This window comes from Paenibacillus sp. N119s (genome assembly GCF_059447605.1).
This window is the reverse complement of sequence record NZ_JCAJRU010000044.1, coordinates 1-25,246: the sequence shown is the minus strand read 5'-3', so window position 1 is coordinate 25,246 and position 25,246 is coordinate 1. Positions and strand designations below refer to the sequence as shown.

The window sequence follows — 25,246 nt, the reverse complement described above, 5'->3', positions numbered from 1 at the left end:
TTGCATGTATTAGGCACGCCGCCAGCGTTCGTCCTGAGCCAGGATCAAACTCTCCATTAAAGACCAACCGAAGTTGGTTTATTGAAAGAGCGATTAGCTCATTTTGAAACTGACGAGATAAAATATCTCATGTTTGATTTTGCGAACAAAATCAATTTACTCACTCGTTGTTCAGTTTTCAAAGATCAATTCAACAGCCGTTTAACTGGCTGGATATATAATTTATCACGTGTGTACCTATCAGGCAAGTTGTAATATATACCAGTTAATATTTTCTTTTTCAACTCTGCTTCTACACGGTGTAGTTTCTATTAAACCACGTCTACACATGATGATTTATCTATAACAACCAAAACTCGCGCTTATCTTCTATATTATAGTGCAAAGTTAGGGTATAAACGTCATAACTCATAAAAGCAGTAGCTCTTTAGATAATGCTGTTTCTTTTGCTTTTTTAGATAAAATCCTGAAATGTTCGCTTAGCTTAAAGCAGTAGCTAGATCCTCTATCAAAAGTCCAGCAGGCTCATGCCCCACAGCCAAGCGGATTAGCGATTCGGGCATGTGCTGTTTTTTTAAACTCTGCTTATTGAATCCGTAGTTCGGTGAGATTATCTGGCTCTCCATAGCCCCCCACGATACACCGATCCGAATCAGCCGCAGTTTATTAATCACTCTGCATATATCCTCATAACCCGAATCTTTTAATTCAAAACTGAATAATCCGGCAAATCCTTTAAGCTGTCTACATGCCAGCTCATGCTGTGGGTGAGAAGGAAGTCCAGGATGATTCACTTTGGAAATGGCCGAATGATCTGATAAAAAACGGGCAACCTGCAGAGCATTCCTTTGATGAGCTTCCATACGGAGCGGGAGTGTTCTTAGTCCCCGAATGAGTAGCCAGGCTTCAAAAGGGGCTAACGAGCCGCCAATCAACTCATATTCTTCAGCATACATACGCTTTATTATCTCCTTAGAAGCGATTACTGCCCCTGCAATTAAATCATTATGGCCTCCTAAGTACTTAGATGCGGAATGTACGACAATATCAACTCCCCATTCTAATGGTTTTTGGAAAAGGGGTGTAGCCCATGAATTATCGATGATTGTGCGAATACCCTTCGCTTTGGAGAGCGATGCTACTTCCTGAATATTTACCACATCAAATGTAAATGAAGTAGGAGACTCCATAAGAATAGCACGGGTCTTCGGTTGGATGGCATTAGCAACTGCTTCCGTAGAAGTCGAATGCACAATCGTATAGTTTATATCAAACTTCGTTAAATATTTGGCTAAGCTGACGGAAGTTTCATATATATGTCCGACCAGAATCAGATGATCCCCAGCGGATAAGCTACACATTAGAGCGGCACTGACAGCAGCCATTCCGGAGGCAAAGCACTTGCAGTCCTCCCCACCTTCTAACGCGGCAATCATTTGTTCTGCAATCCGAACGGTAGGATTAGTTCCTCTCGAATAGACATAATGCTCCTTTTCATGATTAGCTGCTTCAGCATAATCTTCGTAGGTATCAAAGAAAAATGGAGCAGTCTCATATATAGGAGGAGCAGCAGACTTGGCGAAATATCCCAGTTTATCTTCAAATCCAAGACAGATGAGCCGTTCATCCGAGAAATTCAAACCTAATCACCACTTTCTGAAAAAAATCCAAACCCATAGAGGTAGTCTCCTCAATCCGGGGCTCAAATATTCTATAAATCACACTCCCTTGGACCTGTGGTGGTTAATTTGCGAAATTCGGACAAAATATAAGGAGATGATCATTTCTTTATATAGCTCCGCCTCTTTTTTGGTGTGTATTCTCTTTCATCGGCACTACATGGAGCGTTCCATCCTCACTAAGCTCTGCATAGGCTATCTCGTCGATGCTATCATATCCCTGCTCTTGCGCCTTTGCTTTTATCAGTTCTACATCTATCGTTTTTCCACGCATAGATTCATCCAGCAATCTTCCCTTATCAATGACAGTAACCGAAAAAAGGTCAGGCTGTGCTTCTATTCCCATATCCTGAGCGGCGGGTGGCTCGTATTCGGGTTTACGCATGACTGATAATGAGCCGTTCGTCTCTAACGTGGCGTACCAGACCTCACGCAGAGAAAAAATATTTTGCTGACGTAGCATGGAGAGTAGCTGTGTAAATTCTATATCATATTTCTCCAGCATTTCTTGATTAACCTGGCCCTTGTCCACAAGCAGCACTGTTCGACCTTCGGCCATATATCCAAATTTCACAAAATGGGTCGTCGCCTTTTCGAAAAAATAGGCCAGTGCGCACCATAACGCTAAAGCAAACAAAAGTTGCCAAATGGTCACCTCATCGTCATATAACGTATTTCCCACAATTTCGCTTAATACCAATGATGTCAGAAAATCGAGTGGTGTTAACTGACTGAGTGTTTTCCGACCCGTAATAAAAGTAATGATCCATAATCCAAAAAAGCTGATGATCAATTTGACCCCAATCGTGACAAATACCTCCATACCTATGCCCTCCGAAAAAAATTATATTTTTATGGGTTATTTACACCTGTCTACTTCTGTATAAACAGAGGCATATATCATTCCTAAAGTTGTCAGAAAAAAAGCCCGCCACCAACTAGAGGCAGCGAACTTTTTTAATCACGGTATTATAGAATTAGTCTTTCAGATGTTGATCAAAAAACTTTTTAACCAGGTCTAATATATGGGGCTGGGTAAAGGCAATATGTCCAGCTCCCTTAATTTTGTACAGAATGACATCATTACCTGCTTGCTTAAGTGCTTTGTAAAACTCCATGCTTTGTTCAAAGGGAACCACGTCATCCCGATCTCCATGCATAATTAAAGTTGGTGGTGCTTCTGGACGAATATATTGCATAGGACTAGCTATTCTTGCTTTATCTTTATTCTCCTGAATAGCTCCTCCCACTAGCTTGGACTCTGGAGAATGTGGTGAATCGTGATCAAAAATGGATGGATACTGACTCATAGTCAGTAAGTCCGTTGGACCAAACCAATCTACAACCGCTTGAATAGTACTCGACTCATTCGGATATTCCCTGTCTCCTGCTAACTCCTCATTTCCTTCTGTTAACCCCGCCAGCAATGCTAGATGAGCACCAGATGAATCTCCCCACACGCCTACTCTTTCCGGATTGATATTATATAAAGACGCATTAGCCTTCAGGAAGCGTATAGCAGCTTTTACATCTTGAATTTGAGCTGGGAATATAGCGTTGTCGCTGGTTCTATACTCCACACTTGCAACAACATATCCCATTTTGGAAAATTCGGACAGCTGTGGCACAAAAGCAAAGGTATTCTGTTTGGACCACCCCCACCCACAACCCTGTAAATAAATAATCAAGGGGTATTTCTCCTGATTTCCCACTCTGTTGAATAACGCGTCCATAGGGTCTCTGTATACTAACAGATTTAATTTTAAGGAATTACCCTCCACATTAGAGAACTCTATGTTTGGAATCAATTGTATGTAAGAGTTCACATCCTCTTCCCAATGTAGCTCCTGGATTTCTTCTTCAACTGTTCTATTCATCATCACGGTCCAAATCCTCCCATTAAAATACTTTTTTAGAGACATAGTTTTATGTTGCATCATTTTAAAGTCACATTTTTCTCACCTCCTGTCATATTCTTTAGCATTTATTTATAAAAAGTTATAACAGAATTAATGTAATAAAGTTACTTACAACCAATTCAAAAAAAATATAGATTTAGAGTATTGATGTAATAATAATTATTACATCAATCTTAAAAAAATAATGCTTCCTATATTTAAGAAGCATTATTTTTTTGGATAATAAGTTCTATAATTTCTTGTATTGAAACATTTCGCAATATACTTTCCATGGCATTTTGAGCCTTCATTAATATAAGCTCCAGTACCTGATTAATATTGGCTCCAACCCAACAATTCGGATTGGGATTGGCATGGGTATTAAACAGTTGATCATCCTCTACTACCTCTACTGCTTTATACACGTCATATAAAGAAATTGCCACCGGGTCTTTTAATAGATACGAACCACCAGTCCCTCTGCGCACGTCCATTAATCCAGATTTTTTAAGTAGTCGGGTAATTTGCCGTATAATCACCGGGTTTGTATTCACGCTATGGGCAATTTGCTCAGAAGTCAGATAATCAGCACGTACATGTATAAGGGACAGCATATGAACTGCAATTGAAAATCGGCTGCTAATTTGCATTAATATCACCTTCCGTTGTAAATATTATATTTACAACGGAACTCATTTGTCAACATCATTAATTGCGCAAGATGTTATTTTCAACTACATTACACGATTATCTACTTTTAACTAGCAGCTGAATCGCTTCTTGAACCAGCTTATCGGTATCTCCTCCAGCTTCTTGCTCTTCCAATATACAACGTTGCAGATTTTCCGCTACAATTTGGGCGATTGCCTTATCTGATGCATTGCGCACAGCTGATAGCTGGCTGACTACATCTTTGCATGATTTTCCCTCATCCATTAAGCGAAGCACCCCACGCACCTGTCCCTCAATCCTTCTCAGGCGGGTTTTTAGTTCATCACTGTAATTGTAATCCATAAAGCAATGCACTCCTTTTTTTGACTTACCATATACACGTATAGGTATATTATAAACCAAAAAAATAAATAGAATACCCTAAATAAATAGATTCACCTTTCCCTGCGACGCATCTCCCAAGTAGGCAGCTACGCCAGCATATTCCACTCCGTCTATTAGTTCTTCTTGTTGTAGTCCTAGCAGATCCATGGTCATAGTACAGGCGACGAGCTTGATCCCCTGCTCTCGGGCCAGCTCTATAAGCTCCGGAAGGGAGAGCGCATTATGCTTTTTCATGACTTGCTTGATCATCTGTGGCCCCAGTCCTGCAAAATTCATTTTGGAAAGCGCAAGCTTTTGAGGTCCACGAGGCATGAGCCAGCCAAAGGCTTTTTCGAGCAATCCCTTATGGGTACGCACGAGTTCATCCTTACGCAATATATTGAGCCCCCAAAATGTAAAGAAAATAGTTACTTCATGATCGTATGCCGCCGCCCCATTCGCAATAATGAATGCAGCAATCGCCTTATCCAGCTCCCCACTAAACAATACAATCGTTGTTTTGGACTGAGTTTGCCCTTGAAACTCTGTATATGCTCCTGCTGTTGTGCTCATATTGAATTGCTCCCCTTTGTTTCTCCTGTCCATGCAGATATGCCTAGGAGCACGGATTTGACGTTTTTAGCGCCTTTGTCTGCTAATAACTGACATGCTCTTTCACTGCGTGAACCAGCTTGACAGATCACTGCAATTTCTTCATCCAGGTTCAGTTCAGCGAGTCTACTCTCCAATTCTCCAAGAGGAATGTGCTTAGAGCCGGGGATATGTTTAAGTGCAAATTCTGCGGGCTCACGAACATCCAGCAAAATGAAGTTCTTCTTTGCAGACCTTTTTGCTTGTAGCTCTTCATGGCTTATCGTGGAAAAAAACGCTTGCTCCTCCTTCACTTCAGCCGGATTTGCCTTGCGTATATAATGTCGCATGATATCTCCTTCTTGATGAGTGCCCAAATATTTATGCCCCGTGCCTTTGGCCCAGCTCTGAAAGTCAGCTAGCGAACCCTTGTCAGTCACTTGAACCTCCATAATCTGTCCGGCAAGTAGCTCATTCATAGCTTTTTTTGTTTTTACAATCGGCATAGGACAAGCAAGGCCTTTGCAATCAAGTATCTGATCTGCTTGGATTTGATTAGTTAAAGACATGGTATAACCTCCGCCTGTTTTTTTGTGGGGCTTTATTTTCTTATACACATACCCCTATGGGTATTAGGATAACGAGACTGACTTCTTTTGTCAACTTCGTTGGCCGCTTTCGTCCCGAAACTAACTAGTTCATATCTTATACAAAATAAAAGTGAACAAAAAAAGCCGCACAAAAGTGCGACTCTACTACGTACATAAATTTAATCGTCTATTTTCATCAGTTCTGGTAGATCTAGCGACATCGAGATATTACAAAGCATGCCTCTGGCAAGAAAAAGCATCGTTTTTTCCATGGCTTGTTCAATACCTGCCTGCCGGAAAGCATTATAGACTGTCGTATGAATTTCACGAAACCCCTGCTGCATCACCCCTACAACCACATCCTCACGGATCGTCTGCGCCTGCATTTGTAAAAGTATTTCATTGCGATATTCCATCATAATTTGCGAGTAGGCTGCAATCAGTTCTTGCTCTAACTGCTCAGACGAAGCCGAATGAATGACCCCCTGAAAAGAGTCTATGATGCGATCAAATGAAACCTTTAACGCTTCAATAAGCAAAGCTTCCTTGGTAGCAAAAAAGCGGAAAACATAGGGCTGAGAAATATTGGCCCGTTCCGCAACTTTGGCTGTTGTAGCTCGGTAGTAACCCATTTCCGCAAAGACTTCAATAGCAGCAGATATGATTTCCTTTTGGCGATTTATTGATGTTGATGTAGCTTTAGCCATATATTCTCATCCTTTTATTTATTACATTTTTCTGGTAGTGATTAATCAATCACTAGTTAGTATAAATGTCAAACTCTAAAAATGCAATGGACCAAAAAAGTCGCCTCCCCAAACATGCTGGAAACGACTCTTTTGGCACACTCCATTATGGCGTCATCGTGTTAAAGTATAACCGAACATAATTGACCTTTTGCGTTTTGGTTTGGTAGGAAAATACTAGATAATAACTAAGATCAGACGTGTTGTTGATCGTATAACTAGCTTCTGCTGTGCCGGATATGTCTTTAGAGGTGTCGATTGTTTCTGTGGGCTGGCCGAGTTCTTTAATAACTTGTTTAATAAGCAACTTCTTATATTGTGGATCGGAAGAAGTAATTTCTGTGACTTTATCACTTCCATCCAGTATGAGATCTGTATGATATTTGGTATAGCTTCTCATAGGACCTGTAGAACCAGAATCGGATTTCCCCCATAGCTCGAACAAAAGATCGCTGCTCGTTCCCAAGCCAAGACCTTTTGGCAGATTGGGTAACGTTCCCTGCTTGGCTGCGCTCATTATAGCAGTGGCAGAGCTGTGTTTACTATCAGGTGAGGCTGTACTACTAGCAGGTTTAGGCTGTGTCGAGGTTGAACCTTGAACAGATTCTTTTCCAGTATTCTTAGAACTTCCCACATCCGCACTAGGCTTGCTGAGATCTGTACTCGTCTTGTTAATGTGAGTATCTTGCTCGTTGGTATGGATGTCTGTGTTCTGATCTGTTGAATTACCGGCAGATGGTGTGGCTGTTTTTACTGTGGATGGAGCAGTTGAATTTGCTTCTCCGCTATTGCCGCATCCTGCCATTACAGCCAAACCTATTGCTAATAAAGCGCTGGTGGTGACTAGCTTGCAAGCTAACTTTTTACGATTACGAGATTGATGTGTAGGTTTCATTATAAAATCACTCTTTCCTTGTTCTTGGGTACAAACCAAGTGTAACTGAACCTCGTTTCCAGAATACCTCAACTTGTATCTAACTTGTAAACAAGAGCATTTGTATTTTTATAACGTACGCTATTTCCGATCATAGACTCCCAACTGTTGTTTAGAAAAGGAGTAAGGAGAGCCAGTCTTCTTCAACCATATATTCCCTTTAATGATGAAAATGTAAACAGCAAAAATAAAGTAGATTGTGCCTGTAATCCAATCTATTCTCGTAGGGATGTCTCGTTTTGAAATTTCATGGATATACCAGATTCCTATAGGGACATGCAGGAGAAGTGCCGTACACAAACCAGGGTTATATACCGTTTTTGCTTTGAGATTGACAACAATACCGTGCCAGACGACCTGGAAGAATCCCATAAAAATTGGTGCGAGCCCAAGCCAGACTACTTGCGGGAACCATACGGGGAGCAGATAAAATACATAGGCAATGGCCACATTGATGATCATCGCTGATTGAGTATTTAAGGGGTAATGATCCGGTGTGTCACTTTTAAACATAACATTGTTAAATAAACCCGCAAAATATCCAGGCCAGCGGTATTCTTCAAATTGGTGAAATAAAATAGCCACAAAGCTTAACCACAGTATTCCTGATAGATCCGAGAAGATGGCTGGATTCATAAGTAAAACAATACATAGAGACACACCGATAATGCCCCCTGCATCTTGCCAATATTTTCTCAAAAAATCCATAGCACTCACCTCTAAGATATTATTTTTAATCAAAATATCTTTCAAATAACAGGTGTAATTGTTCTTCTATTGTAGGCACTTCCACTACTGCTCCAGATTCAAGAATCGGACTCATCAGTGCAGGCAGAAAAATGGCTCCGAATATTTGCAGCATCATGGCTAACAACCGCTCCGGCTGTTGCTCACCTGTCAGCTCCTTGATCGTGTTCTGGACCTTTGGAAACCCCATCATGTTTAAAAATCTTCCGTATTCCTGTTGAGATGTAAAGGGTGTGCTGCCCATCACAATAATTCGTGACAGAAGTTCTGGATATTGGCGAATGACCTGTAAATAGTTAAGTAAAAATTGTTTCAGTCTATCTCGCGGGGGCATCGCTGTATTGTCCAAAACAGAAAATGTGTGCTGAAAGCTGTGGAGGATCACTTCAATAGCTTCACTGAGCAAATTTTCCTTGGAGCCAAAATAATAATTAACTAGAGAAATATTAGTGCCAGACAGATCAGCAATTTTTCTGATTGTAACCGCCTCGAAACCTTCCTTTTGAATAAATTCCAGCGTAGACTGTAGAATTTTTTCTTTGGTCTGTTGTTTTTTGTCTGGGTGACTCATCTTTTTCCTCCTCCTATTTAGTTTAATCCTAACGGACAAATGAAACGGGCCACTTAAGCAAAACAAACAAAAATTCAAACCATATTTAAAACGTTGTTTAAATTATTGTTTGAACTTATCCTAGCACTTTACATTTCACAAAACAAGTAAAGATATGAAAATTAGGCTAAAAAAACCCGCAAACGAATCAGATCGTTTGCGGGTTGATTGAATAGAGATTAAGAAAAGGCAAAACTAAATAGCCCAATTTCCTTTGCGGAACACAGCCTCTTTGCTTCCGTCTTGCAGTTCACCGTCAATATCCAGCTCAGCTGATCCGATCATGAAGTCAACATGAGTCAGGCTGACATTGGCACCGTTCTGGAGTAGTTCCTCCCGGTTCATTTGTGTCCCATTTTCTATGTTAAATGGATACGCACTGCCTAAAGCCAGGTGGCAAGAAGCATTTTCGTCGATACCTGTATTATAAAAGATGCGGTTGAGATTAGAAATCGGTGAATCATGCGGCACCAAGGCAACTTCCCCCAGGTAGCTGGCTCCTTCATCTGTAGCGAGCAAATGAGTGAGATGCTGCTCACCGGATTCTGCTGTATATTCGGTAACCTTACCGTCCTTAAAGGTAAACGTAATGCGATCGACTAGTTGCCCATTTAAATTAAGCGGCATGGTACTTGTGATGTGACCATTGACACCTGTACGCTTAGGCATCGTGAATACTTCTTCTGTCGGCATATTCGCGACAAAATAATCTTCGCGCCCGTTTTCACCACCACCACTGCGCCAAATATGTCCGTCAGCCAACTCAATTCTCAAATCTGTTCCGGGCGCACGATAGTGCAGGCTTTTATATTTTTTATGGTTCAGCTTATCTTGTACCTGTTCAAGATTTTTCAAATGATTTTGCCAATTCTGAATGGGATCAGAGCCGTCTACACGATTCATTTGGAAAATCGTATCCCACATAACACGAATGCGGTCTTCTTCTGCTACATCCGCAAACACTTTATCGGCCCAGGCTTTCGTCGGAGCTTTAATCAAACACCAGCTAATTTTGTGATTGCGGGTATATTTGGAAAAGCCTTCTCTCGCCGTAGCTGCCGCTTTGGTCGCACGAGAAACTTTTTGTGGATCAATACCTTGATATAAATCCGGGTTCGGCACTTTAATCGTTAATGTGGCTCCACCCTCTTCGGCGAATTTCTCCATCATTTCTGCCTTCCAAGCAGGGTAGTAATCAAAGCTGGCTTCGTCACCATGCTCAAAACGACTGCGTGTAATGGAATCGTCCTCAAACTCTACCTGTACATATTTAGCGCCTGCTTCATAGGCTTTGCTGACAATCAGGCGTGTAAACTCGACAGTTTCCAGTGGTGCAGTTACCAATAACGCCTGTCCAGGCTGAATGTTGACTCCTACTCTTACGACCAGTTCTGCATATTGCTCCAACAATGATTCAAATGTACTCATTTTTCCACGCTCCTGTTCCGTTTTGATTATATTAAATGGTTTCATCACTACAGTACGGATTGTTTCTCCAGTTCACGCAGCTCCACTCTTCGTATTTTGCCTGAGCTGGTTTTAGGAAGTTCTTCAATAAACTCTATTTTTCGTGGATATTTGTAAGGTGCCGTCCATGTTTTCACATGATGTTGCAGTTCCTTCACTAGCTCTGGTGATCCTTCTATTCCGGCTTTGAGTACGATGTAGGCTTTTACAACATGTCCACGGACTTCATCCGGACTGGCTACCGCTGCACATTCCTGCACAGAATCATGCTTCATCAACGCTTCTTCTACTTCAAAAGGGCCAATGGTATAGCCAGAACTGATAATGATATCATCACCGCGTCCTTCAAACCAGAAATATCCATCCTCATCCTTTCGCGCTCGGTCGCCCGTTACAAAATAATCTCCATGTACACTCGCTAATTTGCGCTCTGGATCATGATAGTACGTATGAAACAATGCCGGCAGATCAGCACGCACTGCAATATCGCCCACTTGCCCTGGAGCCAGCGGAATACCATCCTCGTCTACGACCTCAACAAGTCCCGGTGCAATGGATTTGCCCATCGAACCTGTGCGCAGAGGTACGTCTCTTAGATTACCAATAATTAATGTACTCTCTGTTTGACCGTAGCCGTCGCGAATCGTAATGTTGAATTGCTCCTGAAACTTGTTAATAACCTCCTGATTGAGCGGTTCTCCCGCAGAAACAGCACTTCGCAATCGGGATAGATCATATTGATCCAAACCAGCCGTTTTTGCCATAATCCGATATTCCGTCGGTGTACAGCACAACACTTGAACTCCATATTGCTGCAGCAACTGCAAATAGCGCCCCGGACGAAACGGACCATTATATACGAATCCGGTCGCTCCATTTCCCAGCACCGATAAAAATGGACTCCAAATCCATTTTTGCCAGCCAGGTGCGGCTGTAGCCCATACGATGTCTGAAGCCTGAATATCTAACCATGGTGATGTTATCCGCAGATGGGCATATCCCCAGCCATGGCTGTGTACAACACCTTTAGGATTGCCTGTGGTGCCCGAAGTATAGGCCAGAATGGCCATGTCATCACGGTGTGTCTTCACAGCTTCAAAAATATCTTCCTGTCCCTCCATCAGCTCATCCAGCACGAGCCAGCCTTGCGCACCTACTGTGCGGTCCCCAGGGACTACAATGCGATAATCCAAAGCAGGCAAATCATCGCTGATTTTGTCTACTTCACTTGTTACGTCGGTCCAGGCGATGACTGCGCGCGCTTCCGAATGGCGAAGCCGATATACAATATCCTTGGCCCGCAGCATTTCTGAAGATGGAATGACCGCAAGCCCCAGCTTCAAGCAGGCGAGGTAAATGACATAGGCAATAATACGCCGTGGTACTACGACCAGAACTCTGTCACCTTTGTTAAATCCCAGACTTGCAAGTCCTCCAGCTAGCCGATTTGCCTTTTTCAACAGCTCTCCGTAGGTGATTTCTTCGTATTCCCCTGTCTCACTTAACCACTTGAGCGCTGTCTTATCAGCCTCATGGTGTTCCATTTCCGAAGTCATATTGTAATATTCAGGCGCAAGCCATTGTTGCTGTTCTGTCAAGTTATACCTTCCCCTTTATACATAAGATGAGAACAACTTTCTTCATGTAGTATAACACGTCTTAGTACCAGGTTCTAATACCAGAATCAATTTTTTTGGAAAAAAATAAAAATTGTAAAGCAAATGACAAAAAGAAAGAGCCTGAATATAGGCTCCTTCTATTACTACTATCGCAATCTACAACTCAATGTCTACTATTGTAGAAGCCGCTTCCTGCCCGTTTACGAGCAGCACGATTCGATGCGCTCCTGCATAGTGACGACGAGTTGTCAGGTCTGCAAACCGGTGTGTTCGTGTTCCCGTCAGACGGGTTCCTCCGGAAACGGTTTTGTCAGAAAGCAAAAACAGTTTACGCGAGACTTGTCCTCTCGCCTTTACAAAGTCGATACCATACTCGATACGGACGCGTACAGGCTCACCTTCTCGAAGCTGAAGCACATAGCTTAGTTCACAGTGATCACCGATTTTTAACACGACAGGGTCTGTGGTGAAAGAGACTGCTGCAACCAGCGGCACTCCATCCGTATCATCTGCATAGCCGAACATGGCCATCACTTCAGGGATGGATTTGCGAATCAGGGACCGACAGCCATGGCGGACAATCCAGTCGGTGTCAGGATGTACACCTTTCCATCGCTGAGCCGTCGCGATGACGAGATCCGAATGATCCTTGGCAATATCGTTCAAGTTGTTAGCCACACTTTTACGTACATACAATGATGGATCAGCTTTCAGTAATTCCAATACGGCTAATACCGGAGCGGGATCACGTTTGAAGACAGGCAGTGCTTGTCCCCATGGCAGCCGTGGACGACAGCCTTCGCTGGCAAGACGGCGGACGTGTTCACTGGAGTGTCCTGCCCAGGTTGTCATCTGCCGCATCATCCGTTCTGGTTCTCGCAGGAGAAAGGGCCTCACGGCGAACTCCGCAGAGGATTTTGATGTAAAGCGTTCCAGTGCAGTCATGGACAGATCCCAATGCTCTTCTCCCTGCCCATATACCTCTACAAAATCGGGGAAAAACAAGTACGGAAACCCGCTACAGTGCTCATCTATTGCAAATAAAATACAGAGAGCTTCTTCATAGCTACTGGGCAAAAACACTCCTAATGTTGACGAAATACGCCGTATTCGCTCTTTTAGCTCCAACTCATCCCATTTTTTATCCATCACTTGATGGATAAATCCGTCGATGTCGAACGGGCTGTACGCAGCCTGTACTTTTTCACCGAATAGACGTAGGAATTCCTCCGTGTACATATTTTTTAAAGGCTCAGCCATTGTATATCTCCTTTGGTATATGAATATGCGCAAAAAGCGATAAATGAATATTATCTTCATCTATGATAACCGTATATCGTGACCCAGTACCAGTATTAAATGAGGTTAAGAGAATGTATAAGACACATTAAAAAATGCCAAGTCCTAGGATTAGGAATTGACATTTTTTCGAAAACACGACAAATCGAATGAGATTTATATCTTATGTTGGACAAACCAGTCGGAAATACGTTGCAGTCGTTCCACACGAAGCTGTGGGTGTCCTTTTCGTGAAAGCTCGTGACTCGAAGCTGGGAAACGGACAAACTGGGTGGGCTTCCCTAAACGGCGCAATGCCGTGAACAGCTGCTCTCCCTGCTCAATAGGGCAACGTAGATCCTGCTCTCCATGCAATATGAGCAGCGGTGTATTGATTTGCTGTACATAAGCCAGCGGGGATTGTCTCCACAAAAGCTCGAAATCATCCCACGGACTCCCGCCGACTTCATCTTCAGTAAACGAGTATCCTATGTCACTCACCCCATACATCGACAGCCAGTTAGATATGGAGCGCTGGGTCACAGCTGCGCGAAAACGGTCTGTATGTCCGACAATCCAATTTGTCATGAAGCCACCATAACTGCCTCCTGTGACACCGATTCTTTCCGGATCAATGAATGGGAATTGGCGTATAGCCTCGTCCACTGCGCTCAGTAGATCGGTGTAGTCACGCCCGCCGTAATCTCCAAGGACAACATTGGTAAAAGATTGCCCGTACCCTCGGCTTCCTCCCGGATTCGTGTAGATGACTGCATATCCCTGTGCGGCCAGCAACTAAAACTCATGAAAAAAGGAATTGGAATACATCGCATGGGGACCGCCGTGAATTTCCAAAATGGCAGGGTAAGTTACCCCCTCCTTAAAACCAGCAGGCTTCATCACCCACCCCTGCACGCGCCGGCCATCCTCAACCTCAGTCCAGAAGCTCTCAGGCACACTGATCTCAATCTCATCAAGCAGAGAATCATTGACTCGTGTCAGTCGTTCCTCGGTTTCTGAATGAATTGCAATCCGGAACAAATCACCTGGTAAAGCGACATCTGTCGAAGCAGCAATGATATGCTGCTCATCTGAAGTAAGCACAAATTGGTAAATTTCCCGTTCACCTTGGGTTAAAATTTTATAAGTTCCATCAAGTGCAAACTGATATACGTGCACATTTCCTTCAATGGTCACCAGCGTATACAGAGATTGACCGTCCGCGCTGAAGCGTGGTGGGCCTACATGAAGATGTGAACGCATGTCGCTCATACCCGCATTCCCGAGGTGAGCGTCAAGCGTCTCACTAATACATACTGCCGCCCCGCCACTCGAGGAAACCGTATACAGTCGAGTCTGAGTAGCGTCTTTGGCATGACGATCATGACCATAAAAGGCAATCATTGTACCATCGGGGGAGAAAGCGGCACTCTCGATTTGAAACTCAGAGTGGGTCAGCTTAAACGGCGCTACCGCATTGCCATTAGAAGTCGCAGGAGCTATCGTAAACAAATCATTTTCCATACGTAAATCCGTATCCTCTTTGGAATGCTCCGCTATTCTAGCGACAAATAAAATCAGTTGGCCATTCGGTGACCAGACTGGCTCCGCTACATCATAAGCGCCTGACGTCAGTTGAATCGTGTGGCCCGAAGTCACGTCAGTTACATACAAGTGGTCACGAGTATCATCCCACAGCCCATAACCGTCGGATTTAGCTTTTGTCCGACCAACGATTCGTCCCTTAAGTTGTTCCTCCTGATTTTCTGCATTGGATGTAGAAACTGACGGATTCTCGGCTGTTTTAGCTACAAACGATATGTATGCTCCGTCTGGCGACCAGGCTAATGAATGAACGTTGCTCTTTACATGTGTAAGTTGCCTAGCCTCCCCCCCACGTGCTGGAATAATCCATACCTGACGCTTGTTGTCTGTCGTACGGAGAAAAGCAAGTTGTGATCCATCCGGTGACCAGACAGGCGTTTCATCTTTTGGCCCGTATGTAAGGGGTATCGGAGCTTCACCTTTGAATGGCAACAGCCAAATAGCCGAGTTATAATCTGTCCGCTCTTTATTAATACACTGCTCTACGTAAGCGATTTCGCCACTCGTAGGATGAACAGCGGGATCGCTAACCCAGTGAAGTCGATATAAATCCTCGGCTGTTATACGGCGTTTGGTCGTGCCAGATTGCGAGTTGCTCAAGTAAATTCCTCCTTAATATGAACAAATTTGTACAACTTCACATTCCATTATTCCGATTAAATTTATATGAATTAAACATACAATTTACGTTACTCTTTTTATGTATCTCTGTCAATTTATCCAAAACTCAAAGACCCTCTCTCAGTCGCTATGGACCCGAAAGCACCGCTGCTGCGGCTGCTTCCATGAGAGAAGGTCATACAAGCCATTCAGACAAACGAATCAGCTTTCCGTTCCCAGTGATCGGGTCTAATTTCGGTTAGCCGTCTCGGCTTCATTTTTTTCACGGATGTACGTGGAGAAAAGCTCAGGATTCACTACTTTACGCAGTAAATGCATGGTCCCATCCCCCGTTCCATGGTCAAAAGCATGGATACGTTCATATCCCCAACGCTCGTACATGGATAATAAATAGGGATGTTTTTCCGCAGTCGCCAGTGTCACTGCAGGAGCTCCGGCCTGATCACGAATAATCGTTTGCTCTACCCAGTTCAGCAGTTTTTTCCCATATCCTTTGCCCTGGGCAGCTGGGTCTACGGCAAACCACATCACAAACGGAAGATCAGTTATAAAATTAAGGGCTCTATTTTTCAGATGGCTAACCGTAGCCTGGATGACACCATCGACTTCCAGCACATAGCAATCATTATTTTTAATGTTTTCTTGAATGAGAGCAACGTCTGCCTGAGCGGCAGGCCATTTAAGCTCCAACTGCCGAATTGTTTCATATGCCTCATACGTTACATACTGCAATCTTTCTGCGTCCTCTTGCCGTGCCAGACGATAGATTTCGCTCATATAGTCCTCCGCCTCCCTATAGTGTTGTAATAATGTACATAAACGACTTTTCAAGTAATCCTATCTATTTAATAAGATATAAAAGTTAACCTAACTGTAGCATGCTCACCATTCAGCGACAAATTAATTTTTTCTATACCTTCATTTAAAATAACAATCTCCCTGTGAGGCTTAGAAACTCCATGAATTAAAAAGAACGTAAAAAAGCCCGAAAATCGGGCTTCTTTACTTTGTAGACCCAAAGAATGCTGTCTTCTGTCTCTGGGCATTTATGCGCAACCTGTATGCTGTGTTATTCAGCAGGGGCAACAAAGCTGCGTTTGGCAAACTCGCTGTCCAGCATATAAAAGGCATTGCTGTCTCTTTCAATGCGCTTAAGCTTTTGGATAACACTATCGAACAGAGCTTCTTCCTCGACTTGCTCATCAATAAACCATTTCAGGAAATGAATCGTTGCATGCTCACGCGCATCGAGGGCCAGGTCAGCCAAATGATAAAATTTTTGTGTGTTTTGCTGCTCATGCTTGTATCCATGCTCAAAAACGTCCAGCATGGAATCATAGCTATTTTTGGGCTCCGGTAATGCTGCCAATGTGGCGCGTCCTCGACGGTCATTAATGTATTTATACAGTTTCATGGCATGAAACCGTTCCTCCTCCGCTTGTACCAGGAAGAAGTTTGCAAACCCCTCCAGACTTTCACTGGAGCAATAAGCAGCCATCGCCAGATATACATGAGCAGAGTAAAATTCAAAGTTCATTTGCTCATTCAGAGCCTGTGCCAAATTGTCATTCATGTCTCAGGTCACCTCGGTCAGATATGTAATGATGTAACGATCATAGTGTACCATGAATTTGATCACAAAAAAACGGACGGAAGTGAATTCAAGCATACTCACGCTCCGCCCGCCGTGCTCAATATTTAGTTCACAATCATGGCTCCAGACCCCAGACACGTTTGTCGTTTATATACAAAGGTGCTTTGTCCCAATCCGTATAAGAAGTCTTACTTGCATCATAGGAAAAATCGTCACTTTCATTATAATTGCTCCAATCCACCTTATTCATGCGAATCTGAATATCCCCTGTGTTTTCCCCTGCTGCCAGACTTCCCGCACCAGCCCCAAAGGAAATTTCCAGATAGTAGTCTGCCCCATTCACGGCCTTATCCAGTTTCACAAAACGTCCCTGAACGTTGCCGCTGCCTAATTGCGCATAATCACAGTAGAACTCCTGCGCTTTATCGCCGTCTACAGTAAAGTAGTATCTCAGCTTGACGTTTTTCAGATCAATGGCCTCTTTACCTTTGTTTACGATACGGAAGAGTGGTCGAATCTGGTTATCTGCCGGGTTGGTATCGCCCACACGGTATTGAGCAACCACCTCTCCCTTTGCCGGAATGGGCGCTGCTGTTGGCTTGGCACTGACTTCAGCAGAATCTGGACTCGTTCCCAAAGAATTTGTTGCACTTGTTACATAATAATAAGTGGTTTCATTCACTACCCCTGTATCCTTGTAAGTGGCGTCAGTTACCGTTGCTACCGTTGTATATGGGCCACCACTGGTTGTGGAGCGTTTAACCGTATAGCTGTCAGCACCCGTCGCTTTGCTCCAGGTTAGTGTAACATGTGCATCTCCTGCACTTGCCTTCACATTTGCCGGAGCTTTGGGAGCTGTAGGCTCAGCTGGTCCATTGCCGTTAATGAGACGGTCATATTCTGCATAAGCGGTCGCCATATCTACTTGGGACCAGAAACGGTGATACGTAAATTCTGGTGCACCTTTATCCCATTTCTTGGTCTGTTTGTTCCATGAAGTCGTGTATTTGTCTTTAAGATAGGACCACTGCGGATCTTTGGTGATATTAGGGCGGATGTCGCTATAGCTGGAGTACGTACCGTTACCGCCCTTGGACGGATCAGACGGTGTAGCATCTGTGCCTGGGATCGTGTTGCCTTGCCCAGTCTTACCACTCCATCCGCTCGGAATATATACTTCTTTAGTAAAATAACGATAATATTCCTCACGTGCTTCCTTCGTTGTAATCCCTATGCCGTCGTTATAGCCCCATGCTGCATCAAGCAAGGCTTTGGACAGATCTTTGGCTTCCTTGCCTAACTCGGTGTAGTCCCCTTTTTCAGCTTTTGTTCCGGCAGCGAAGAAGGTCAGCACTTTTACATAACTGCCCAGCACTCCTGCATCTTGTCCCGGACTCTTTGTTACTACATGAAGATTGGCATTCCCTTTATGCTTGGCAAATCCACTCCAGGTTTCAGGCTTGCCGCTCCATTCCAGATTGCTCGGCAGCCAGAACTCACCTTTAGCTGCTGTAGTGGCTACCTTCGGATTTTTACCACCCAAAATACGCTTGCCTTGTGCATCCAAATAGTATCCCTGTGCGTCAGCTACTGGCCGTTCGTTGACAAATACATAGTTTTTAGACCACGCGATCCAGTTTTCTGTCACTTGTTTTGCCATTTTAAACTGCTCAGACGAAGTGTCACCTTTCTTGGCTAAAATATAGTACAGCTCCGCAATCCGCTCGACAGGCCAAGCCTGCATCCCAAACCAGTTGTTGGACGGCGGATCTTGATATACAGGAGCCCCTGTGTACGCCATGCCATAAAAGGTGCTCGTACCAGACGGATACGCCTTGTAGGCGCCATCCCAGCTATTCGTTGCCCCACCTGCAATGGCCCCCTCATCAGATTGCAGCCAAGTATAAAATTCCAATTGGCGCTTGAGCGAAGTCGCCCAGTCCTGCCCTGCCGTAGGTGAATTTGGGATCAAGCCGCTGTCCTTATCGGATAATGCATATGATGCAACGACGTTCTGGTAACCCTGATGCGCATGGCTGGCACCAATCCGCCAAGCCCAGTTTCCATTTTGGCCCAGTCCGCCGCCCCAAGACGTATACCAAGCCATTAGATACAGACTGGCATCCTTGCCTGTACCAGCAATCGGGCTTCCATTGGAAGCGCTTCCTGCTTTTTGAAAGTATTTATCGTACATGCCGTAACGCAAGAAGTCTCCCATCTTTTTCGCTTTGTCCAAATATACCTGGTTGTCATACCCCAGTTCTTTTGCCCAGTACATCGCCTGAATCGCCCGTGCGTCCGCATCCGTGGCATTCGTGTAGCGCCATTGCTGTGCAGGAGCATTATTTTCCTTGGTGAACAGGCTCATAAAGCCTTCATTAGGCTTGCCAAACTTATGATTATCCTGCGATGGATGCGGTACGGCCTCCCAGACCGATTCCTGTTCCCCACGCTGAAAAGTGTTCACATAGGTCGCTGTATGCGACGGATTCAGCAAATTGCCAAAACCATACCAATTGTCTACATCCAGCAGCCAATGCATCAGGTAGGTCTGGTTGTTGCCATAAGTTGCCTTCAGTTCAGCGTCCAGTGGGTCCTTGCCGGCGCCATATTGACCACTCAGACGGCTTGGATATTGATCAGGCTGCGGATATTCTGCGGCATAAGTGGCAGGGCTGTTCGGGTTATAGTTATTCATTGTAGGCTGCTCTTCCTTGCTGTCACCTTCATTGACCGGGATGATATATTTCTCCATGTTGTCCCATGCCGATTCCAAATGACCCCAATCCCCGGTATAATGACCATAGAGAACTTCCAGCCACATCCAGTAGCTGTATGCTTCCGAGGTCGTTAAGTGTCCATAGTCAGGAGCCTCACTCATCAGGGTTTCAACGGAATGATAAGGGATACCTTCTTTTGAAAAGTAACCGCTAGCTGGGTCTTTCAGTTGTTTATACATTTGCAGAAAGCGTGTCGATTCAGGGGTTGCAGCTGATGCACGGTCAGGTTGGGCCTGAAATAAGCCCAAGCTTAACGGAAGGACCAAAATGGCTGACATGACTATAGAGACAGATTTTCTGAATACAGATTTTTTACTGGTCATCTTTGCTGTCATCCTCTCCATTATCAATTTTGGCTTACTCAAAATTTGATTCCGAAAAACGACAGCACAAAAAGACAGCGCCATCACCTCACTTTCCCGTTATAAAGGTGGAGGACACGCTGTCCGTAGCTCCAAATGCTTCACATTGGCCCTGGCAAGAATATACCACACTAGTCGCCAAATGAGAGTCGAAAAATTCTATATGTTTAGAGTTGCGTAAGGTAAATTGACGAAATCGAGAGGAATCGGTACTATTTCACAAGGGAGGCGTTAAATCATGAAAGTATTACTGTTGCTTGGTTGTATCATGATGTTTTTAGCTGTAGCTCTGGGAGCGTTCGGGGCGCATGCGTTGAAAAAAAGACTTTCCACAGACATGATGAGCATATTCCAGACAGGAATTCAATATCAAATTGCCCATGGTTTGGGTTTGTTGCTGCTGGGAGTACTTGCAGGCAACCTGGTTCATTCTTCTCTTATTGTGACCGCAGGTTGGGTTATGTTGGTGGGCATTCTCCTGTTTTCCGGCAGTCTGTATGTTCTTAGTGTGTCTGGTGTGAAAAAGCTTGGAGCCATCACTCCAGTTGGCGGACTGGCTTTTTTGGCAAGCTGGGTCATTGTGATTGTGGCGGTAATGCAAGGCTAAACAAGATTTAAGATCGGAGACTTGAAAAAGTAGGCGCTTCCAAGTCTCCTGAATCATTGCCGAATTATTGATGGGTCTGAAAGAATTTATGATTTCGTTGGCACTTGCTGTGCTTTTTGAGCCGCGAGCCTGTGACCTTCGATATAGCGTTTGGATTGAGCCATCTCGTGTTCCTGCGCAGCTTCCATAATAATATGGACCCCTGGCTTGTACTGCTCCAGCAGTTCCATATATAGACCATAGTTCATGTCACCAAAGCCCGGCGGCACTGTCTCGATCTCTCCTGATGATGACAAACGCCGGTCTTTGGCATGTGCTGCGATAATCCGAGGTCCCAGTAGCTGAAAAGCTTCGCGGATGATCTCATCCTGTCGAGCCAAGTTTTCTGTTTTTAATAAATTACCCGGATCAATCACAACGCCAATGTGTGAAGACGGTACTTCCTCCAGAAAGGTAGCCAGCTCTGCTGCTGTGCCGACCAAATGATCGTTAGCAGCTTCCAATCCTACGAACACTCCCCATTTCTCTGCCTCGTCTGCTAATTCTCGCACAACTTCTTTTACAACTCTCCAGTCTCGTTCCGAATAAGGGGCGCCATCCTCATTGCGTCCGACTTCAGCTGCAACCATGGGTGCTCCTAACAGGCCCGCATATCGGATCAGCTCTTTGAAGCGTTCTACATTTTCACGTAACAATTCCTCATCCTGTACAAAAAAATGCAGATAGCACCCGAGTACCGATATCGATACTCCGTGCTTACGAAATTCCTCTGCGATAGACAATGCCAATCCGGGATTGAACTTGCCAGGTTTATTAAAATCGACATCACTGATTGCTCTCCACGGAGCGAGCTGAACATGAGTAAAGCCCGCTGCCCCTACCTTTGCAGCCAATTCCCGATAAGGCAACTTGCCAAACAAATGTGCCAATACACCTACTGTCACTAAAAATCACCTCTTTTTAGTTTTGTATTCTGCTAGTCACCGCACTCAGCTCCAAGGACTCATTGATGATATTTGTAATTCGTTCTACTTCATCATGAATAAAAAAGTGTCCTCCCTCAAAGGTAAACACTTGAAATTGCTGATCCGTATGTTGTGCCCAGGCCTCCGCATCTTGTAAGGCCACCGTATTGTCGGTCAGTCCTGTCAAAGCGGTGATAGGGCAATGTAAAGGCGCGGCTTTATCCATGTACTTATACATCTCAACAGCTTTAAAATCTGCTCTTAATACTGGCATAAAATAGTCATACAATTCCTGATTATCAAAAATGGCTTCTGAAAGCTGGCCGTACCGTCGCAAATGCGTTCTAAACTGATCTGCGGGCAGATCATGTAACCACGGGAGATTTCTTGGGATATGTGGTGCCCGTCCACCCGAAACAAATAGATGAGCCGGCTCCCCATATCCTCCAGCCAACAACTTGTAGTACAACTCAAATGCAATCATTGTTCCCATGCTGTGACCGTATATAGCATAAGGATCACCAGGGACTAACTCTTGGCTGATTTGGCGCAGCAGATCCTCGCTCATCTCCTCAATACTATCCTTTAGCGGTTCACCAGAACGAATACCTCGGCCCGCTAATTCCAAAGGGACAAGTTTAATATGCGGAAGCAGCAGCTTTTTCCATTTGAAGCTAACTGATGCCGATCCGCCTGCATACGGGATGAAAAATAATGTGATGGGTGCCATTTTTGCAACCTCCTGCCTTACATAGTCCTAACTTTTTTATCTTAACACGGAAAGGTATATTTACCCATTTTAAATATTTTGCAAATTCTAAAAGGAGGTTAACGAATTAAAGCACATTTTGCATAAGGCAGGAAATGTCTTTCTTAAGGAAGAACTGCTGTATGTTTGAATATAATCATGTGTTGGGTCATTTATTTTCAATTCGAGAGGAGTCTGCGCATGAAGTACGGTTTCTTCGATGATGCCAATCAAGAATATGTTATCACCACCCCTCAAACCCCTTATCCCTGGATTAATTATTTAGGTAATGAACGGTTTTTTGGACTGATTTCCAATACAGGCGGCGGCTATGCATTCTATCGAGATGCTCGCCTACGTCGCTTAACACGTTACCGGTACAACAATATTCCAGTCGATAACGGCGGTCGCTATTTTTATATTTATGATGATGGAGATTATTGGACTCCGGGCTGGATGCCGGTTAAAAGGGAGCTAGAGCAATATGAATGTCGTCATGGACTTGGCTATACCACAATTATGGGTGAACGCAGAGGTATTCGGGCTACGCAACTAGCTTTTGTGCCCCTTTCCTTCGACGGCGAGGTCCACCAGGTCAAGCTTCAGAACACATCATTACAAACTAAAAAGATCAAACTTTTTTCATTCGTCGAATTTTGCCTGTGGAATGCCTATGACGATATGACCAATTTTCAGCGTAACTTAAATACGGGAGAGGTTGAAATACAGGACTCTGTTATTTATCACAAAACAGAATACCGTGAACGCCGTAATCACTATGCTTTTTTCTCTGTGAATCGTCCGCTGGCAGGCTATGATACAGACCGTGAAGCTTTTCTGGGTCTCTACAACGGACTGGATCAGCCCCAAACCATCACCGCAGGGCAAGCATCTAACTCAATAGCCAGCGGCTGGTCCCCTATCGGATCACATTGCATTGAGATTACACTGGAGCCGGGCGAAGAAACAAGCTGTAACTTTGTACTCGGTTACGTGGAAAACCCAGAAGAAGAAAAATGGGAGTCCCCCGGTATTATTAACAAAAAACAGGCTCATGCCATGATCGCGCAATTTGCGAATGAACCTGATGTGGAACATGCGTTGAATGAACTGCGAAGCTATTGGAATGATCTACTGTCTAAGTTCACTCTTCAAAGTCACGACGACAAGCTGAACCGAATGGTGAACATCTGGAACCCGTATCAATGTATGGTTACATTCAATATGTCACGTTCGGCTTCGTATTTTGAATCTGGTATTGGACGTGGCATGGGCTTCCGGGATTCAAATCAAGACCTACTCGGCTTCGTCCACCAAATACCGGAGCGGGCAAGGGAACGGATTATCGACATTGCTTCTACTCAGTTTGAAAACGGCGGAGCATATCATCAGTACCAACCGTTAACCAAGAAAGGAAACCACGAGGTTGGCGGTGGCTTTAACGATGATCCGCTATGGCTTATTGTCGGTACCTCAGCGTATATCAAAGAAACCGGAGACTTTGGCATACTGGACGAACAGGTTCCCTTTGACGGGGATATGGATCGTGCCGCTTCGCTGTTTGAACATCTGAATCGTTCTTTTTATCATGTTGTAGACAATCTCGGTCCGCATGGTCTTCCACTCATTGGCCGGGCTGACTGGAACGACTGTCTGAATCTCAACTGTTTCTCTGCTACACCAGATGAGCCCTATCAGACAACACAGAATTTGGAGGGTCGAATAGCCGAATCTGTGTTCATCGCCGGACTATTTGTATATACTGGACCAGATTTTATTGAGCTTTGTAAGCGCAGAGGTTTAAATGAAGATGCAGCCGTAGCGCAAGCACACGTGGATCGTATGCGAACAGCCACATTAGAGCATGGGTTTGATGGGGAATGGTTCTTACGTGCGTACGACCATTATGGACACAAAATAGGGAGCAAGGATTGTGAGGAAGGTCAAATTTTCATAGAGCCCCAAGGCTTCTGTGTAATGGCAGGAATCGGCGTTGAAGAAGGTCTCGCTGAGAAGGCTCTCGACTCTACACGTGATCGGCTGGAAACTCCCTACGGCATTGTACTACAGAATCCGCCTTATTCCCGCTACTATATAAATCTGGGTGAAATCTCCTCCTATCCTCCTGGATATAAGGAAAATGCGGGGATTTTCTGTCACAATAACCCCTGGATTATGATGGCCGAAGCTGTCATAGGGCGCGGGGATCGCGCTTTCGAGCTATATAGCAAAATTGCTCCGCCTATCTGGAGGACATCAGCGACATTCATCGTACCGAGCCATATGTGTATGCTCAAATGATTGCGGGCAAGGACGCCATTCGTGAAGGCGAAGCTAAAAATTCCTGGCTAACAGGTACTGCGGCCTGGAATTTTATGGCTATTACTCAATCCATTCTCGGTATTCAGCCGGAATGGGATGGTCTGCGTATTGATCCGTGTATCCCCAAATCTTGGGACGAATTCACGATCACCCGCGTCTTCCGTGGCGACACCTATGTGATTCATATTGCGAACCCGCAACATGTCTCTAAAGGTGTAGTTGCCGTTACCGTAAATGGCACTGCTCTAACAAACAATATTCTACCGGTTGCAGGAGATGGAACTATTCACCAGGTAAAAGTGCTGCTGGGCTAACGAGTTCATACCCTTAAAAAAATTAGCTTCAACTTCATCACATAGTATCTTATAATACGAGAATGGCTAATGATACATTAAGTGTGGTGACATCATGAACAAGACAAAACGGCTTACTCAATCTATGGATTACA

General features: G+C 44.3%; 20 protein-coding genes, 1 rRNA gene and 2 pseudogenes. 2 read left to right on the top strand and 21 right to left on the bottom strand.

Annotated elements, in window-relative coordinates; genetic code table 11:
• From AC5V8P_RS07900 to AC5V8P_RS07810, 19 genes and pseudogenes are all read right to left on the bottom strand, one after another.
• Positions 1 to 60 (bottom strand): 16S ribosomal RNA (locus AC5V8P_RS07900); the annotation flags it as partial.
• Between the two features lie 419 nt (positions 61 to 479).
• Positions 480 to 1,640 (bottom strand): trans-sulfuration enzyme family protein, encoded by a 1,161-nt coding sequence (locus AC5V8P_RS07895; RefSeq protein ID WP_064796995.1) that lies wholly within the window; start codon positions 1,638 to 1,640, stop codon positions 480 to 482.
• A gap of 148 nt (positions 1,641 to 1,788) precedes the next feature.
• Positions 1,789 to 2,502 (bottom strand): YetF domain-containing protein, encoded by a 714-nt coding sequence (locus tag AC5V8P_RS07890; protein WP_064796996.1) that lies wholly within the window; start codon positions 2,500 to 2,502, stop codon positions 1,789 to 1,791.
• Positions 2,503 to 2,656: 154 nt separating this feature from the next.
• On the bottom strand, positions 2,657 to 3,559 hold the full coding sequence (locus AC5V8P_RS07885) for an alpha/beta hydrolase (protein WP_231116854.1): 903 nt from the start codon (positions 3,557 to 3,559) through the stop codon (positions 2,657 to 2,659).
• A 236-nt stretch (positions 3,560 to 3,795) separates the two neighbouring features.
• Complete coding sequence (locus tag AC5V8P_RS07880; RefSeq protein WP_064796997.1) at positions 3,796 to 4,227, bottom strand: Rrf2 family transcriptional regulator; 432 nt, start codon at positions 4,225 to 4,227, stop codon at positions 3,796 to 3,798.
• A gap of 97 nt (positions 4,228 to 4,324) precedes the next feature.
• Positions 4,325 to 4,591: a metal-sensitive transcriptional regulator gene (locus AC5V8P_RS07875; RefSeq protein WP_064796998.1), complete on the bottom strand. Its 267-nt coding sequence runs from the start codon at positions 4,589 to 4,591 to the stop codon at positions 4,325 to 4,327.
• A gap of 78 nt (positions 4,592 to 4,669) precedes the next feature.
• Positions 4,670 to 5,185: a DsrE/DsrF/DrsH-like family protein gene (locus AC5V8P_RS07870; RefSeq protein WP_063210993.1), complete on the bottom strand. Its 516-nt coding sequence runs from the start codon at positions 5,183 to 5,185 to the stop codon at positions 4,670 to 4,672.
• Positions 5,182 to 5,772, bottom strand: coding sequence for a sulfurtransferase TusA family protein (locus AC5V8P_RS07865; protein WP_064796999.1), 591 nt, complete (start codon positions 5,770 to 5,772; stop codon positions 5,182 to 5,184). The genes AC5V8P_RS07870 and AC5V8P_RS07865 overlap by 4 nt, the downstream gene beginning before the upstream one ends.
• A gap of 200 nt (positions 5,773 to 5,972) precedes the next feature.
• Positions 5,973 to 6,500 carry a TetR/AcrR family transcriptional regulator gene (locus AC5V8P_RS07860; RefSeq protein ID WP_063210997.1) on the bottom strand — a complete coding sequence of 176 codons (528 nt, stop codon included), beginning with the start codon at positions 6,498 to 6,500 and terminating at the stop codon, positions 5,973 to 5,975.
• A 145-nt stretch (positions 6,501 to 6,645) separates the two neighbouring features.
• Positions 6,646 to 7,434, bottom strand: a complete 789-nt coding sequence (locus AC5V8P_RS07855; protein WP_064797000.1) for a DUF4309 domain-containing protein — start codon at positions 7,432 to 7,434, stop codon at positions 6,646 to 6,648.
• Between the two features lie 120 nt (positions 7,435 to 7,554).
• Positions 7,555 to 8,181, bottom strand: coding sequence for an HXXEE domain-containing protein (locus tag AC5V8P_RS07850; protein ID WP_064797001.1), 627 nt, complete (start codon positions 8,179 to 8,181; stop codon positions 7,555 to 7,557).
• Between the two features lie 25 nt (positions 8,182 to 8,206).
• Positions 8,207 to 8,791, bottom strand: coding sequence for a TetR/AcrR family transcriptional regulator (locus AC5V8P_RS07845; RefSeq protein ID WP_064797002.1), 585 nt, complete (start codon positions 8,789 to 8,791; stop codon positions 8,207 to 8,209).
• A gap of 234 nt (positions 8,792 to 9,025) precedes the next feature.
• Entirely contained in the window at positions 9,026 to 10,258 is a 1,233-nt protein-coding gene (locus AC5V8P_RS07840; RefSeq protein WP_064797023.1) for an aminopeptidase, read from the bottom strand.
• Between the two features lie 47 nt (positions 10,259 to 10,305).
• The gene (locus tag AC5V8P_RS07835) at positions 10,306 to 11,895 is read right to left on the bottom strand and encodes an acetate--CoA ligase (RefSeq protein WP_064797003.1); all 1,590 of its coding nucleotides are present in this window, start codon (positions 11,893 to 11,895) and stop codon (positions 10,306 to 10,308) included.
• A gap of 177 nt (positions 11,896 to 12,072) precedes the next feature.
• On the bottom strand, positions 12,073 to 13,176 hold the full coding sequence (locus tag AC5V8P_RS07830) for a DNA alkylation repair protein (protein WP_064797004.1): 1,104 nt from the start codon (positions 13,174 to 13,176) through the stop codon (positions 12,073 to 12,075).
• A gap of 195 nt (positions 13,177 to 13,371) precedes the next feature.
• Positions 13,372 to 15,399 (bottom strand): annotated as a pseudogene (locus tag AC5V8P_RS07825) (S9 family peptidase).
• Between the two features lie 249 nt (positions 15,400 to 15,648).
• A complete protein-coding gene (locus AC5V8P_RS07820) occupies positions 15,649 to 16,197 on the bottom strand; it encodes a GNAT family N-acetyltransferase (protein ID WP_064797005.1) in 549 nt (182 codons plus the stop codon).
• A gap of 292 nt (positions 16,198 to 16,489) precedes the next feature.
• Positions 16,490 to 16,993 carry a ferritin gene (locus AC5V8P_RS07815; protein ID WP_063212945.1) on the bottom strand — a complete coding sequence of 168 codons (504 nt, stop codon included), beginning with the start codon at positions 16,991 to 16,993 and terminating at the stop codon, positions 16,490 to 16,492.
• Positions 16,994 to 17,129: 136 nt separating this feature from the next.
• Positions 17,130 to 20,117 (bottom strand): glycoside hydrolase family 48 protein, encoded by a 2,988-nt coding sequence (locus tag AC5V8P_RS07810; protein ID WP_064797024.1) that lies wholly within the window; start codon positions 20,115 to 20,117, stop codon positions 17,130 to 17,132.
• A gap of 277 nt (positions 20,118 to 20,394) precedes the next feature.
• Here AC5V8P_RS07810 and AC5V8P_RS07805 point away from each other — a divergent pair, with 277 nt between their 5' ends.
• Entirely contained in the window at positions 20,395 to 20,763 is a 369-nt protein-coding gene (locus tag AC5V8P_RS07805; protein ID WP_064797006.1) for a DUF423 domain-containing protein, read from the top strand.
• An 86-nt stretch (positions 20,764 to 20,849) separates the two neighbouring features.
• Here AC5V8P_RS07805 and AC5V8P_RS07800 read toward each other — a convergent pair whose 3' ends face one another.
• Positions 20,850 to 21,707 (bottom strand): sugar phosphate isomerase/epimerase family protein, encoded by an 858-nt coding sequence (locus tag AC5V8P_RS07800; protein ID WP_063212942.1) that lies wholly within the window; start codon positions 21,705 to 21,707, stop codon positions 20,850 to 20,852.
• A gap of 16 nt (positions 21,708 to 21,723) precedes the next feature.
• Positions 21,724 to 22,458 carry a thioesterase II family protein gene (locus tag AC5V8P_RS07795; RefSeq protein ID WP_064797007.1) on the bottom strand — a complete coding sequence of 245 codons (735 nt, stop codon included), beginning with the start codon at positions 22,456 to 22,458 and terminating at the stop codon, positions 21,724 to 21,726.
• A 219-nt stretch (positions 22,459 to 22,677) separates the two neighbouring features.
• Here AC5V8P_RS07795 and AC5V8P_RS07790 point away from each other — a divergent pair.
• Positions 22,678 to 25,112, top strand: a pseudogene (locus AC5V8P_RS07790) (glycoside hydrolase family 94 protein).
• Positions 25,113 to 25,246: the final 134 nt, after the last annotated feature.